The 14,210-nt window shown below is 71.1% G+C and carries 9 protein-coding genes and 3 pseudogenes; 5 read left to right on the top strand and 7 right to left on the bottom strand.

What is annotated here, in order from left to right:
• The 3 genes and pseudogenes from JNW89_RS11665 to JNW89_RS11675 form a co-directional block, all read right to left on the bottom strand.
• Nucleotides 1-1,348: pseudogene (locus JNW89_RS11665) on the bottom strand (helix-turn-helix transcriptional regulator); the annotation flags it as partial.
• A 668-nt stretch (nt 1,349-2,016) separates the two neighbouring features.
• Nucleotides 2,017-2,454, bottom strand: a pseudogene (locus JNW89_RS38695) (AAA family ATPase); the annotation flags it as partial.
• 1,276 nt (nt 2,455-3,730) lie between these two features.
• Entirely contained in the window at nt 3,731-5,854 is a 2,124-nt protein-coding gene (locus JNW89_RS11675) for an MMPL family transporter (protein WP_238448921.1), read from the bottom strand.
• Between the two features lie 428 nt (nt 5,855-6,282).
• Here JNW89_RS11675 and JNW89_RS11680 point away from each other — a divergent pair.
• Together JNW89_RS11680 and JNW89_RS11685 are read left to right on the top strand one after the other, a co-directional pair.
• Nucleotides 6,283-7,850, top strand: a pseudogene (locus JNW89_RS11680) (acyl-CoA carboxylase subunit beta).
• Complete coding sequence (locus JNW89_RS11685; protein WP_238448922.1) at nt 7,847-8,065, top strand: acyl-CoA carboxylase epsilon subunit; 219 nt, start codon at nt 7,847-7,849, stop codon at nt 8,063-8,065. Before JNW89_RS11680 ends, JNW89_RS11685 begins: the two are co-directional and overlap by 4 nt.
• 159 nt (nt 8,066-8,224) lie before the next feature.
• Here JNW89_RS11685 and JNW89_RS11690 read toward each other — a convergent pair whose 3' ends face one another.
• Nucleotides 8,225-8,455 carry a hypothetical protein gene (locus JNW89_RS11690; RefSeq protein ID WP_238448923.1) on the bottom strand — a complete coding sequence of 77 codons (231 nt, stop codon included), beginning with the start codon at nt 8,453-8,455 and terminating at the stop codon, nt 8,225-8,227.
• A 917-nt stretch (nt 8,456-9,372) separates the two neighbouring features.
• Between JNW89_RS11690 and JNW89_RS11695 the strand changes: the two genes are divergently transcribed.
• The gene (locus tag JNW89_RS11695; RefSeq protein ID WP_238448924.1) at nt 9,373-10,350 is read left to right on the top strand and encodes an ATP-binding cassette domain-containing protein; all 978 of its coding nucleotides are present in this window, start codon (nt 9,373-9,375) and stop codon (nt 10,348-10,350) included.
• On the top strand, nt 10,343-11,134 hold the full coding sequence (locus JNW89_RS11700) for an ABC transporter permease (RefSeq protein WP_238448925.1): 792 nt from the start codon (nt 10,343-10,345) through the stop codon (nt 11,132-11,134). The genes JNW89_RS11695 and JNW89_RS11700 overlap by 8 nt, the downstream gene beginning before the upstream one ends.
• Nucleotides 11,135-11,272: 138 nt before the next feature.
• On the opposite strand, the gene JNW89_RS11705 is transcribed toward JNW89_RS11700, so the two are convergent.
• The 3 genes from JNW89_RS11705 to JNW89_RS11715 form a co-directional block, all read right to left on the bottom strand.
• Nucleotides 11,273-12,019, bottom strand: a complete 747-nt coding sequence (locus tag JNW89_RS11705; RefSeq protein WP_238448926.1) for a TylF/MycF/NovP-related O-methyltransferase — start codon at nt 12,017-12,019, stop codon at nt 11,273-11,275.
• A gap of 153 nt (nt 12,020-12,172) precedes the next feature.
• Nucleotides 12,173-12,817, bottom strand: coding sequence for an SDR family oxidoreductase (locus JNW89_RS11710; RefSeq protein ID WP_238448927.1), 645 nt, complete (start codon nt 12,815-12,817; stop codon nt 12,173-12,175).
• The gene (locus JNW89_RS11715; RefSeq protein ID WP_238448928.1) at nt 12,724-13,020 is read right to left on the bottom strand and encodes a hypothetical protein; all 297 of its coding nucleotides are present in this window, start codon (nt 13,018-13,020) and stop codon (nt 12,724-12,726) included. Before JNW89_RS11715 ends, JNW89_RS11710 begins: the two co-directional genes overlap by 94 nt.
• Nucleotides 13,021-13,288: 268 nt before the next feature.
• On the opposite strand from JNW89_RS11715, the gene JNW89_RS11720 reads away from it, so the two are divergent.
• Entirely contained in the window at nt 13,289-14,092 is an 804-nt protein-coding gene (locus tag JNW89_RS11720) for a hypothetical protein (RefSeq protein WP_238448929.1), read from the top strand.
• Nucleotides 14,093-14,210 lie beyond the last annotated feature (118 nt).

Genomic DNA, 14,210 nt, shown 5'->3' on the forward strand with positions numbered 1-14,210 from the left:
GCGCGGCCCGCCGGGCCAGCACCCGGGCCCGGTCGAACTCGCCGAGCTGCTGCCGGACGACGCTGAACGCGGTCAGCGCCTTGGACAGCTCCAGCCGGTCGTCGGCCGCCTGGAGGCACTCCACGCTCTGCCGCAGCAGCGTCGGACGCTGCGCCGGCTCGCTGGCGGCGGCGAGCACCCGCAGCGAGATGCCCCGCACCCGGACGTCGGCCCCGCGCGCCCGCTCCAGTTGCTGGGTGAGCAGGTCCCGGGCCTCGACGGAGCGGCCCAGCCGGAGGTTCACCTCGGCCAGGTCGCTGCGCCACGGGATGAGCGCCGGCACGTCCACGTCCCATTCGCGCATCAGCCGGCCGCACAGCTGGAAGTCCCGTCCGGCGGCCAGCACCCGGTCGGTGGCCAGGTGGAACTGCCCCCGCGCCCGCAGGTACGGCAGGCTGAAGACGGTGCCGAACATCGAGTCGGGCACCGGCGCCTGGAGCACCTCGGCCGCCTCCCGGAGCTCGCCCCGTGCGGTGCGCGCGACGATCAGGGTGGCGCGCGGCTGACCGATCAGGACCCCCCAGCCCTTCTCCGGCAGCAGGGCCAGCGCCTGCTCGGCGTGGCGGATCGCGTTGACCAGGTCGCCGCGCCGGTAGGCGATGCTGCCGGCCAGCGAGGAGAGCACCGCCTGCCAGGTGACCTCGCCGCGCTCCGCGGCCTGCCGCATGAGCCGATCGCACCAGGTGCGGGCCAGCTCCGGCTTGTTGCCGCGCTGCACAGCGAGCACCGCCGCGGCCACCACCTCCAACGGGGTCTCACCGATCTGGCAGCTGCGCAGGATCTGCTCGGCACTGGTGGTGGCGGCCTCCCCGCCGCCCCGGCCCCAGAGCGAGGTGAGTCGCTGCGCCGCGTCCGCCCAGAGGTCCCTCGGGTGGGTGGTGCCGGTGGGCCCGAACTCGGACAGGCGCCCCCGCGCCGGACCGAGGAACCAGTGGAAGCTGACGGCCAGCTCGGCCGCCGTCTGCGCGTCGATCGGATCGGCGGACGCGCCGAGCGCCGTGGCGGCCCGGACTGCCGCGTCCTCGTCGCCGTTCCACAGGCTGTAGCGGATCACCGCCGCCGCGTCCGGCCCGTGCAGTTCCCCGTCCTGCACCGCGCCCTGCAGACAGGGCAGGTACGCCAGCGTGGCCGACGGGTTCCGCCGCCAGAGCGCGCCGGTGAGCGCGTGCATGATGGCGATCCGTTCCTTGCGGTCGGTGCAGCCGGAGAGCGCGAGCTCCAGGCAGCGCACCGCCAGGTCCGGGTCGTCCGCGGCCAGCGCCTGGTCGGCCGCGGTACGCAGCGCCCCGACCGCCCAGTCGGCGGGCACCTGCTCGGCGTTGAGCAGGTGCGCCCGACCTCGGCCGCCGGCGCGCCCTGCTGGTGGAGCAGGTCGGCGGCGCGGACGTGGACGGCGGACCGTTCCGCCGGGGTCATGCTCTCCAGCACCGTGGTCGCGCCCAGCGGATGGCGCATGCGGCAGTCCCGCAGTACGCCCGCCTCGGTCAGTATTCCGACGACCTCCTCGGCGGTTTCGTTCCGCATTCCGAGAAGACGGCCGATCAGGGCCGGCTCCGAACGCTCGTTCAGTACCGCGGCCGCGGCGGCCACGTCCAGCAGTTGGGCGTCCCACCGGTGCAGGCCGGCCAGCACGGCGTGGGCATATCCGTCACCGACGACGGGCGTGGCCCCGTCCTCGATCCCGGCATCCGACGCATTGTCGTCGAGCAGCGCGTGGACCAACAGCGGATTACCGTTTGTCAGATCGTGGTATTCCTCGGCCACGGATCCGGGCGCCGGCTTTCCCCATTTCTCGGTGAGCAGATCGGCGATGTCCGGCACGGTCAACGCCGACAACCTGATGCTCTCGTGCGGCTGGCGGGTCAGTTCCGTGTAGAAAAGCGGCAGCGTCGGCCGGCGTCGGTGCCACTTGCCCAGGACGAGCAGCATTCGGGCCGCATCCATCCGTCGCTGCAGCGACAACAACAGCCGCAGCGAGGCGGAATCGGCGAACTGCAGATCGTCGATCACGATCACGAGGGTGCGCTCCCGGGCCAGGCCCAGCAGCACTCCGCAGAACTCACGCATCCAGCCCGATCGAGCATCCGGCTCCGCCGGCGGGTCCGACCATCCCCCGTCCTGGTCCCCCGCATCGACCGAACCGATGAGCCGGGCGGCCCGTTCGGGCAGCGCGTCCACCAGGTCGGCACTACGGAACAACTGATCGACCACTCCGAGCGGCACCGACTGCTCCGCCCGTGATGCCGTACCACTGAGAAGTAACGCCCCCGTCTCCACCACGTAACGCGAAAATTGATGGAGCAGATATGTTTTACCGCTGGCGAGTCCCCCCTCGACGAGCGCCAGTCGACCGCTTGAGCCGTCGCATTGGCGAAGGAGCCCTTGCAACAGCGACAGGGCCCCCTCATATCCCATGGTCGCCACGTTTGCATACCCCTAAGTAGCGTAGTAGTCGAAACGCTCCAGCACTGGTAGCCACGTTGCGGCGTATCATATCCACAGATCGACGGTGATGCTAGTCCACCCTCTTTAGCACAGATCGGGCACAAGGCCCTGGTCAGGCGGTTCTGTCGGCGATCCGATCCGGGCGAATTGCAGAATGTCCAGTTCGCCGGTGTGTCCCATTTTTAATGCGACTGATCACGCCGCGCTAATCAATCCGGGAACGATGTGAGCGATCTTCAAATGTCACGAACCGTTACTTGATCCGGCAACTTATCGTTCACTTTTCGGTGCTCGTTGACGGCGGGATTTCGGCATTCGCGCAGGTCCGGTCCGCTCCTCCCGAGCCACACCCGCCGGGGGCTCACACCCGCCCCCCGGCCCGTCGTCACCCGACAGCGGTTGTGTGACCTGACCGTGACCTATCCCGACCGGGCGGGACGCCTCGACGAGCCGGGACGACCGGCCTTCCGCGCTGGCCGTCCGGCTTGTCCTCACGGCCGAACAGCGATCCGAGACGCGACCTCGGGACGACCCGCCGGCCCGTCGTCACCCTCGTGTGCTTCTCTCGACCTGGCCCATTGCCGACAGGTTGCCCGGCCCACATTTCCGCAGATCCGGGCCCGTCCGGGACTCCGCCGGACCGAGTCTCGTTGCGTCACGTCGATCCTGTGGTGCCGTCGGACGCGGGCTGCGGTCCCCAGCGCGTCGGAGCGGTACCGATGGTCGCCGCCCACATTCGCCGACGGCCCCGCCCACCGGGACGAGCCGCCCTGGGCCGGCCTGCCCTGCCACCAGCTCGACCTGGCGCGCACGCTCGCCAAGGGCCTGCCGCCCTGCCGTCAACTCGCTCAGAGCTGACGACGGCGACGCCGAGCGCTGGACGGCCGGCGACTCCCCCGATCTCCCGGGCGGTGCAGCGCGGACAAGAAGTCCTCCGCTGTGCGGCAAGTCGCGGCCTCCCGGCCGACCGTCACCGCAACACGCCGCAAACCGCGCCCCACCACGCACGGCACGGCGACAGCGGTCCGGCACCAGGCGGCAGGGACGGCTCTCGGGCAGCGACGAAGCGGCGCGCCCGACGAGATCGTCGGGCGCGCCGCCAGAGCGAATCCCACGTCCTGCGCGGGCTCGGTGCCGCCTCACCCCAGGTCACGGTCCCCGGCCAACGCCGGCGACCACCGCCCGCGGTAGAGCGCTCAGCCCACCGGAGGCCGGGGCGGGCCTATAGACCCGCCCCGCTCGATGGCTACTTGCTGGCCCGCACCGGCCCCGGCACTCCCGGGCTGACCGGCGCGGAGGCCTGCTTGCCGAGGTCCCGGTAGAGGCGCCCAGGCCACCAGCTCGCCCGGCCGATGTCGAAGGAGAGCGCCGGTACCAGCAGCGTCCGCACCAGGAAGGCGTCGAGCAGGACGCCCACCGCGACGACCACACCGAACTGGATCATGTCGACCACCGGCATGGAGGCGAAGACCGCGAAGGTCGCCGCCAGCACGATGCCGGCCGAGGTGATGACGCTGCCGGTGGTGGACAGACCACGCCGCACGCCTTCGGCATGGCCGTGTCGCGCGGCCTCCTCGTGCACCCGCGTCATCAGGAAGATGTTGTAGTCGACGCCGAGCGCCGCGAGGAAGACGAAGCTGACCAGCGGCAACTGCCAGGCCGTCCCCTCGTGCCCGAACACGTGCTTGAAGAGCAGGTGTGACGCGCCCAGCGCGGCGAAGTAGGACGCCACCACCGTGCCGAGCAGGACCAGCGGCGCCACCAGGGCGCGGAGCAGGATGATCAGGAACAGCAGGATCACCGCGAGGACGACCGGGATGACCACCCGGGCGTCCCGGCTGGAGGCCCGGTCGATGTCCAGGGTCTCCGCGGTGGTGCCGCCGACCTTCGCGTTGGCCCCGGGTACGGCGTGCACCGCGTCCCGGATCTCGTCGATGGTCTCCTTCGCCGCGTCGCTGTCGGGGGCGTCCCGGAGCACCACGTCGATGATCACCCGCTTGCCGTCGGGGCTGGGCGACTCCTGGCCGACCGTCGTGCCCTCCACGCCGGCGGCGGCGGCCTTGACCGGCCCGGCCGCCGAGGCGTCGGCGACGAGGATGGCCGGGTCGGACGCGCCGGACGGGAAGTGCCGGGCGAGCTTCTCCTGCGCGGTGACCGACTGGGGCTTGGTCTGGAACACCTCGGTCTGGGCCAGCCCCATCTTGATGTCCAGCGCGCTGACGGCGAGGCCGCCGATCACGATCAGGCAGCCGAGCCACACCACCCGGGGGTGGCGGCCGACGGCCGTGCCGATCCGGGACCAGAACCCGCGCCCGGCCCGTGCCTCCTGGCCGAACTTCGGCACGAACGGCCAGAACACCCACCGGCCGGCGATCACCAGCAGCGCCGGCAGGATGGTGACCATCGCCAGGTACGCGCAGAGCACCCCGGTGGCGCCGACCAGGCCGAGGCTGCGGGCGCTCTGCATGTCGGCCAGAGCGAGGCAGGCCAGGCCGACCACGACGGTCGCGGCCGAGGCGAGGATCGCCGGGCCCGAGCGGCGCAGCGCGATGCCCATGGCCAGGTGCTTGTCGGCGTGCCGGCGCAACTCCTCGCGGTAGCGGGCGATGAGCAGCAGCGCGTAGTCGGTGCCGACGCCGAACAGCAGGATCATCAGCAGGCTGGAGCTGGCCGGGTTGACCGGCAGCCCGGCGTGTTTGGCGAGCAGGTACGCGACGCCCTGGGTGAGCGCGCTGGCGAAGCCGACGGCCAGCAGGGGGAAGATCCAGAGGAACGGGCTGCGGTAGATCAGCAGGAGCAGCACGATGACGATCGAGCTGGTCGCGATCATCAGGTTGACGTCGAGATTCTCGAACGCCTGTGTGTAGTCGTTGAGCAGGCCGCCGGGGCCGCCGAGGTCGACGTCCAGCCCGGCCGGGGCGCCGGCCTGGGCGGCGGTGCGCAGGTCCTTGACCGCGAAGTCGATCTCGACGTCGTCGCGGGTCAGCGGCACCACCAGCATGAGCGCCTTGCCGTCCTGGGACGGGATGGCCGGCTGGATGGCAGCGCCGCCGTCGGCGAACTTCGCGAACGCCGTACGGTCGGCCTCCACCTTGCTGCGGTCGGCGTCCTGGATCCCGGACTCGCGGGTGTAGACGGCGACCACGGGAACGGCCTCGGAGGCGGAGCGGTACTTGTCCAACTCCTCCATGACGGCGGTCGACTCGGCGCCACGCGGGAGGGTGCCGGACGGAGTCCGGTCCTCGTAGTCCTCGATCTTGCCGAAGAGCGGGCCGAGCACGACGGCGAGGACAATCCACAACGCGAGGATGGCCCACTTGGAACGCCGACCACTCGGCAATTTGGCCAGTAGCCCGACAGAATCGCTCATTGAGCCGAAACCCTTCTATGCCCGTCTATGCCGATTTGATCGTTCAGGGCACGGAGATCCCGGCGTCGTCCGCCTGGGACGGGGACAAGACCTCGTCGCTCATCGGGCCTGACGGCCATTTCCAAAGGTGCCCCACCACGTGGGGCACGCTTCTGCGTATGCCCCACGCGTACATGCTAAGCAGTACGGCGGAACAGCGTCAAGCACTTCGGCAGAGTGTCCGATCAGTTGGAAACACGTGCTCTCACCCGGGTTTAGCTGCGGAAATGGCGGTAGCCCTGGGGTCGTCGGGCGGGCGGCCTAGGGGATCCGGCGCCCGGGTTAGGGGGCGGCCGTTCTGTTCGCGCCGCCGTCGCCAGTGGTTACGTGAGAGCCCGACCAGCCGGTTGACGCGGGTCGACGTCGGCGAGCGTGAGGGGCGACGACGCATGGTGGACAAACGGCATTCCGACCTCGGGTCCCGGGTGGCCGAGCTGCATTCCGTCAAGGCCACGGCGGTCGCCGGCCCGGGGCCCCGCGCCTCGGCGCAGCAGCACGCCAAGGGCAAACTCACCGTCCGGGAACGACTCGACCTGCTCTTCGACGAGGGCACGTTCCGGGAGATCGAGCAGTTGCGCCGGCACCGGGCCGCGGGGTTCGGGCTGGAGGACCGCCGCCCGCACACCGACGGCGTGGTGACCGGCTGGGGCAAGGTGGACGGCCGAACGGTCTTCGCGTACGCGCACGACTTCCGGATCTTCGGCGGCTCGCTGGGCGAGGCCCACGCCGAGAAGATCCACAAGATCATGGACATGGCGGAGTCGGCCGGCGCGCCCCTGGTCTGCCTCGGCGACGGCGCGGGTGCCCGCATCCAGGAGGGCGTCACCGCCCTGGCCGGGTACGGCGGCATCTTCCGCCGCAACGTCCAGGCGTCCGGGGTGATCCCCCAGATCAGCGTGATGCTCGGGCCCTGCGCCGGCGGGGCGGCGTACTCCCCGGCGCTGACCGACTTCGTCTTCGCCGTCCGCAACGTGGCCCAGCTCTACCTCACCGGGCCGGACGTGGTGCAGGCGGTGACGGGCGAGACCGTGACGCACGAACAGCTCGGCGGCGCCGAGGTGCACGCCTCGGTCACCGGCACCGTCTCGTTCGTGCACGACACCGAGGCGGAGTGCCTGGCCGAGGTCCGGCACCTGCTCTCGCTGCTGCCGTCCAACAACCGGGAGCTGCCTCCGGTGCAGCCCACCGGGGACCCGCCGGACCGCCGCTGCCCGCGCCTGCTCGACCTGGTGCCCGCCGACCCCCGCGGCTCGTACGACATGCGCGAGGTGATCGGGGAGATCGCCGACGACGGGGACCTGCTCGAGGTGCACGCCTCCTGGGCCCGCAACATCGTCTGCGGCCTGGCCCGGCTGGACGGGCACGTGGTCGGCATCGTCGCCAACCAGCCCCGGATGCTCGCCGGCGCTCTCGACGGGCTGGCCTCGGCCAAGGCGGCCCGCTTCGTGCAGACCTGCGACGCCTTCAGCATCCCGCTGGTGACCCTGGTCGACGTGCCCGGCTTCCTGCCCGGCACGGCGCAGGAGCACAGCGGGATCATCCGGCACGGCGCCCAACTGCTGTACGCGTACTGCTCGGCGACGGTGCCCCGGATCCAGGTGATCCTGCGCAAGGCGTACGGCGGGGCGTACATCGTCATGGACTCCCGGTCGATCGGCGCGGACCTCTCGTTCGCCTGGCCGAGCAACGAGATCGCGGTGATGGGCGCGGAGAGCGCGGCCAACGTGGTGTTCCGCCGGGAGATCGCGGCGCGCCCGACCCGGAGGTGGCCCGCCGGCAGCGGATCAAGCAGTACGAACAGGAGCTGATGCACCCCTACTACGCGGCCGAGCGCGGCCTGGTGGACGACGTCATCGACCCGGCCGAGACGCGCGCGGTGCTCATCGGGGCGCTGGAGACGCTGCGGGCCAAGCGGGTGCAGCTGCCCGGGCGCAAGCACGGGAACCCGCCGACGTGACCGCGGCGGAGGAGTTCGACGCGGCGGCGGTTCCTCGGCTGGTGGTGGTCCGGGGCGCGCCCACCGAGGAGGAGCTCGCGGCGGCCACGGTCGCCCTGATGTGCGCGCTACGCGCCGCTCGGGGTACGGGCCCCGGCCGTCGGCGCGCCGAGGCGTCGTGGTCCCCGGCGGCGGACTACCGGGCGCCGGGTGCCTGGGCCTCGCGATGCCACTGACCGGGCCGCCGCCGTCGCCGCCGCCGTGGAACGGGCCGACAGCGTCGGGGGCGACCGGGCCGACAGCGGCGGGACCGACCGGGTCGCCGTTGCCTAGCACCGCGTCGACACCGTCGGGACCGACCCGGCGGGCATCGGAAGCGGCGGTCACCGGCGGGGTCAGTCCTCGCGCACCAGGCCGGCGTCGCGCAGCTCGTCGAGCCACCGGCCGATGACCACGATGATCTCCGCGCGGTCCGCCTCCCAACTGGTGGCCACCTCGTCCGCGGCCAGGTTGAGGTCACCGCCGTGCCGTTGCAGCGAGATCCAGGAGACCGTGACGAAGGGCGGGTACCGGTACGTGACGGCGGTGGGCTGCCGGTGCAGGATCAGCCACCCGTCCGGAGACACCGTGACCTCCACGTTGTGTTCCCAACGCAGACCCACCATTCCTCCCGACATCAGCCTCACCCGATCCCTGTGCGCTCCGATCACCGTCGCCCTCACCTCCCGGGCGATGGGCGACCACCCGAGGGGTGAGCCCTCCCGGGCCGTCGGCCGCCTGTGCCCTCTCGTCCGCGCCGTCTCACCGTCCGCCTCGACGACCCGCGCCGCTCCGCGCCGGGCGCGAATTGACACGGGAAGTCGAACATCAATGCGACAAGTGAGAACGGAATGATTGTGGCGACTTTCCCGGCGTCAACCTCGAACCGAACAGAAATCGGCTCGGGAATAGACCCCGAAAGCTTCTGTGTATGCCGTATACCGTTGTGTGCAGACCGTACACACCGGCTACTCGACGCGTCAACCCCACCACCGGACGCCGGCCGCGAACCGGCACGCCGGCACCCCCGATCAGGACCACCGGCGGCGGTTCCGAACTCGGCCGTGAGCAGCACGGACGCGGACCACCTAGGGGTCGGCGCACGCGCCGAGGGGCCACACATCAGGGTCATCCCCCATCTGATCCCGGATGACGGAAAATGAGTGAGGACGTTTCAGAACAGCTCAGCAAGCCAGCCGTCGGTGGCGATTCCGCGCATTGTCGAGCACGGGAAATCCAGCCGCGCCGCCTCCCATTGCGGACCGTGACGCCGCCGCCGGTCCGCCGCTCGGCGACCCGCCGGCCGCGGCCCGACCACCCACGAACCGGCGCCGCCCGCGAACCCCCACCGGAGGCGCCCGGCGCGGCGGCTGAGAACGGTCTTGACCTGCGGCGGCGAAGCAGGTTGACAGGCGAACATCGAACTGCGTACAGTCTACACGAATCAGCGTACGAGGCACGCAGAAGACCACCCGGAGCAGGGACGGCAAGGAGTGCAACGACAATGGCCTACGAATTGGCAATAGAAGCCAGCGGGCTACGAAAGTCCTACGGCGACGTACAGGTGCTCAAGGGTGTGGACATCACCGTCCCCCGGGGCAGCGTGTTCGCCCTGCTGGGCCCGAACGGATCGGGCAAGACGACCAGCGTCCGCATCCTCTCGACCCTCACCTCCCTCGACGCGGGCCAGGCCCGGGTCGCCGGCTTCGACGTCGTCAAGGAGCGGCGCAAGGTGCGGCGGGCCATCACCCTGACCGGCCAGTACGCGGCGATCGACAAGAACCAGACCGGCGAGGAGAACCTGCGCATGATGGGCCGGCTCACCGGCCTGTCCCGCGCCGAGTCGCAGGAGCGCGCGAAGCAGCTGCTCGCCCGGTTCGACCTGACCGACGCCGGTGGCCGGCGACTGGCCACCTACTCGGGCGGCATGGCCCGCCGGCTCGACCTCGCCGCGAGCCTGGTCGGGGCCCCGTCGGTGGTCTTCCTGGACGAGCCGACCACCGGCCTGGACCCACGCAGCCGCCTCGCCCTGTGGGGCGTCATCGCCGACCTGGCCGCCAACGGCCTGACCATCTTCCTGACCACGCAGTACCTGGAGGAGGCCGACCGCCTCGCCGACCGGGTGGCCCTGCTCGACGGCGGCACCATCGTCGCCGAGGGCACCCCGACCCAGCTCAAGGAGCGGGTCGCGGGTCAGCGGCTCGACCTGGAACTGGTCGACCGCGCGGCGCTGGAGGACGTCCTGGCGCTGCTGGGCGAGCGGGTGGTCACCAAGGATCTCGACCTGCTGACGATCGGGGTCACCACCGACGGCTCGGCCAACCAGGTCCGGGCCGTGCTGGACGAGGCAGACCCGCAGCGCAACCGGGTCACGAAGTTCCAGGTGCACAGCGCCACGCTGGACGACGTGTTCCTGGCGCTGACGGGCCACCCCACCCCGAGCCCGGAGGTGGAGAGAGTTAAGGAGACTGTCGGTGACTGAGTCCATCGTCCTGCGCAACCGGCCCCGGCCCACCTCGCTCGGGACCGACATGGTGACCATGATCGCGCGCTGCACCCGGCTGACCAGCCGGGACCTGGACGCCCTGATGATGGCGCTGATGCTGCCCATCATGATGATGGTGCTCTTCGTCTACCTCTTCGGCGGGGCGATCCAGACCGGCGGCGACTACGTCACCTACGTCTCCCCCGGCGTGCTGCTGCTCTGCACGGTGTGGGGCGCCGCCCAGACCGGCGTGGGCGTCGCCAACGACATGAGCACCGGCATCATCGACCGGTTCCGGTCGATGGACGTCAGCGGCGCGGTGCTGCTCGGCGGCCACGTCACCGCCAGCGTCATCAAGAACATCGTCTCCACGGTCGTGGTGATCGCGGTGGCCCTGCTCATCGGGTTCCGGCCCGAGGCCAGCCTGCTCCAGTGGCTCGCCGCCGGCGGCATCCTGGTCACCTTCATCCTGGCGATGTCCTGGCTCTCCGCGGTCGTCGGGCTGCTCACCAAGTCCACCGACGCGGCCGCCAGCTTCGCCTTCATCATGATGTTCCTGCCCTACGTCAGCAGCGCGTTCGTCCCGATCCACACGCTGCCCGGCTGGCTGCAGGGCGTGGCCGAGCACCAGCCGTCCACGCCGATCATCGAGAGTGTCCGCGGGTTCCTGCTCGACCGGCCGGTCGGCGACAACCCCTGGATCGCCCTCGCCTGGTCGGTCGGCATCCTGGTCGTCTCCGTCACCCTCGCCGCGGTCTTCTTCCAGAAGAAGACGGACTGAGCGCGGGCGTCGGTCACCGGCAGCGAAGGCCCTTCTCCTCCCCCGTTGGAGAAGGGCCTTCGCGCGTGCGCCGGCAGGGCCGACACGACAAGGGCGCGCCTCCGTCGGGAGGCGGCGCCCTTGTCGGCGTACGCGGGCTCAGGCCGTCTTGCGCCAGAACACCCCGCCGTTGTCCACCGGCCGGATCTCGTCGGTGATCCCGTGCTCGTCGCGGTACTCGTGCACGGCCGCCCGGCAGGGCTCCATGTTGTAGTCGTCGATGATGATGAACCCGCCCGCGGAGAGCTTGGGGTAGAGCGGGATCAGCGCCTCCCGGGTCGACTCGTACAGGTCGCCGTCGAGGCGGAGCACGGCGATCGAGGAGATCGGGGCCGCCGGCAGGGTGTCCTTGAACCACCCCTCCAGGAACTCCACCTGCTCGTCGAGCAGGTCGTACGCCTTGAAGTTGGCCCGGACCGCGTCCGCCGAGACGCTGAGCATGCTGTTCAGGTTGTGCAGCGCCATCTCCTGGTCCAGCGGGTGGCTGCCCTCCCCCGCCTCGGGCACGCCCGCGAAGGAGTCGGCTGCCCAGACGCGCCGGTCGGTGACGCCGTGCGCCTTGAGGATGGCGCGCATCAGGATGGTCACGCCGCCGCGCCACACCCCGGTCTCGACCAGATCCCCGGGGATCTGATCGGCCAGCACCCGCTCGACGCACTCCTGCACGTTGTCCAGACCCTCGAGACCGACCAGCGTGTGCGCGGCGGAGGTGCCCGGAAGTCCCCCCTCGGGCACCGCGGCGCCCTCGGCCCCCGTCCACCAGGGAGCGGCGTTGTCGGTGTAGATCTCGTTGGCGATCACCTTCTTGATCAGCTCAAGGTAGAGCGTGACTCCCGTGTCGGTCATCTGTCCGTCCTCTTCCGCGGCCGGCGCGCGTGGGCGACGCCGCTGTCGATCGGTCCTTGGTTGCCCTGCCGGACGCCGGTCGGGCCGCGCCGCATCCGGCACGGCCGACCGCCGCTGTCCACCACCCCGCCGTACGGGTACGGCGGGACGAGGTCAGAGGTGCTGCATGGCCAGCGCGCCACCGTCGATCTTGATCTGGCTGCCGGTGACGTAGCGCGACTCGTCGGAGGCCAGGTAGACGACGGCGTGCGTCACGTCCGCCTGGGTCACGTGCGAGATCGGCATGGCGTGGATGGCGCTCAGGATCGGCGCGACGTCCTCGACGGTCGGGTCGTCGAGGTCCGGCCGGTAGGTCTGGAACATTCCCTTGTTGAAGGCCATGTCGGTGTCCACCGTGGTCGGGTGGACCGAGTTGACCCGCCCGCTGGTCGGCGCGAGCTGGAGCGCCAGCGCCTTCACGTAGTCGACCAGGACGTGCTTGGCGAACCGGTACCCGGCGTACCCGGCGCCGGCCATCACGTCGGAGGGCATCGGCGGCAGGAAGCTCGCGATCGAGCCGACGATGATGACCGACACACCCTCGTTGAAGTGCGGCAGCGCGGCGTGCACCGTGTTCAGCACCCCAGCGAGGTTGACGTCGATGGTGCCGGTGAAGGCGGTGATCGGCTGGTTCGGCCCCATCGGCAGGATGCCGGCGTTCGGGATCAGGACGTCGATCTTCCCCAGCTCGGCGACGCCCTCGTCGATGGCCGCGCGCAGCGCGCCGTAGTCGCGGACGTCCGCGTGCCGGACGACCACCCGACGCCGGCCTCCTTGACCAGGCGCGCCGTCTCCTCCAGGTCCTCGTTGCCGGCCATGCCGTAGCCGGCCGAGTCGATGTCCCTGCAGATGTCGATCGCGATGATGTCGGCGCCCTCCTCGGCCAGCCGGACCGCGTGGCTGCGCCCCTGACCACGGGCCGCGCCCGTGATGACGACGACCTTGTTCTCCGCCCGCCCCATGTGGGTCTCCCTCTGCCGGATCGCGTGAAAGGTGAGTCGAGACCGACCGGGAGCAGCGCCGCATGCGGCGGTCGTTCTCGCGTACGGTGGCCCGCTCGGGGCCGACGCTAACCAGGTACGGGACACCTCTGAACCCCTTCCGACCCCTACTGGTCCCTTGAAGGACGCGGCCGGCGGGGCACAGAATGGGCGGCACGGTGTCGCGACCCCGGCGGCGATCAGGGCCGTACGGGCTGAAACGTCGACTCTTCGCCGAAGGGACGACGGCATGCACCCGATGCTGCGGCGGCTCGACGACCTCGCCGCCCACCTGCGCACCCGCCCCGATGCCGTGGCGCTGCTCGGCCTCGGCTCGGCCGGCGCGGCGTACGACCGCCTGGACGAGCACTCCGACCTGGACTTCTTCGTCGTGGTCGCCGACGGCGCGGTGCCCCGCTACGTCGAGGAGATCGGCTGGCTCGCGGCGCCGTGCCCGGTGGCGTACAGCTTCGCCAACGAGCGCAACGGCCGCAAGGCGCTCTACGCCGACGGGATCTTCGTCGAGTACGCGGTGTTCACCGTCGCGGAGCTGGCGCGGTTGCCGTTCACCGGCGCTCGCGTCGTCTGGCAGCGGGACGACGCACCCGCCACCCTGGCCGAGTGCGGCCGGCCACCGGGCGGACCGCCGTACGACACGGTGGAGTTCCACCTGAACGAGGCGCTGACCAACCTCTACGTCGGCCTGCACCGGGAGCTGCGCGGCGAGCGGCTCACCGCGGCCCGCTTCATCCAGTCGTACGCGGTCGACCGGGTGATCGCGCTGCTGCGTCTCACCGGGGCCGGGGCGGGACACCGCCGCGACCCGTTCGACGCCAGCCGCCGCGTCGAGCAGGCGTACCCGCCGGAGGTCCTGCCGCTGGCCGCGATGGTCCCGGGGTACGCGCGCAACCGCGAGGCGGCGCGGGCGGTGTTCGGCTGGCTGGCGGAGCGGTTCCCGGTGGACCCGGTGATCGGCGAGGCCGTCCGACGGCTGCTGGACGCCCCGCTCCTGCCTCCGTCGCCCGGCGACCTCCTGGCGCCGGACGCACCGTGACGATCAACCCGCGCGGCCCGACCGCACGTCGCTGATCCGCATTCCCGCCGTCGCGTCGCGCGCGCCGGATCGATCGTTCCGGCCCGCGCCGGCCACCCGCCGTATCACGATGTTCGGG

The organism is Micromonospora sp. 4G55 (assembly GCF_016803375.1).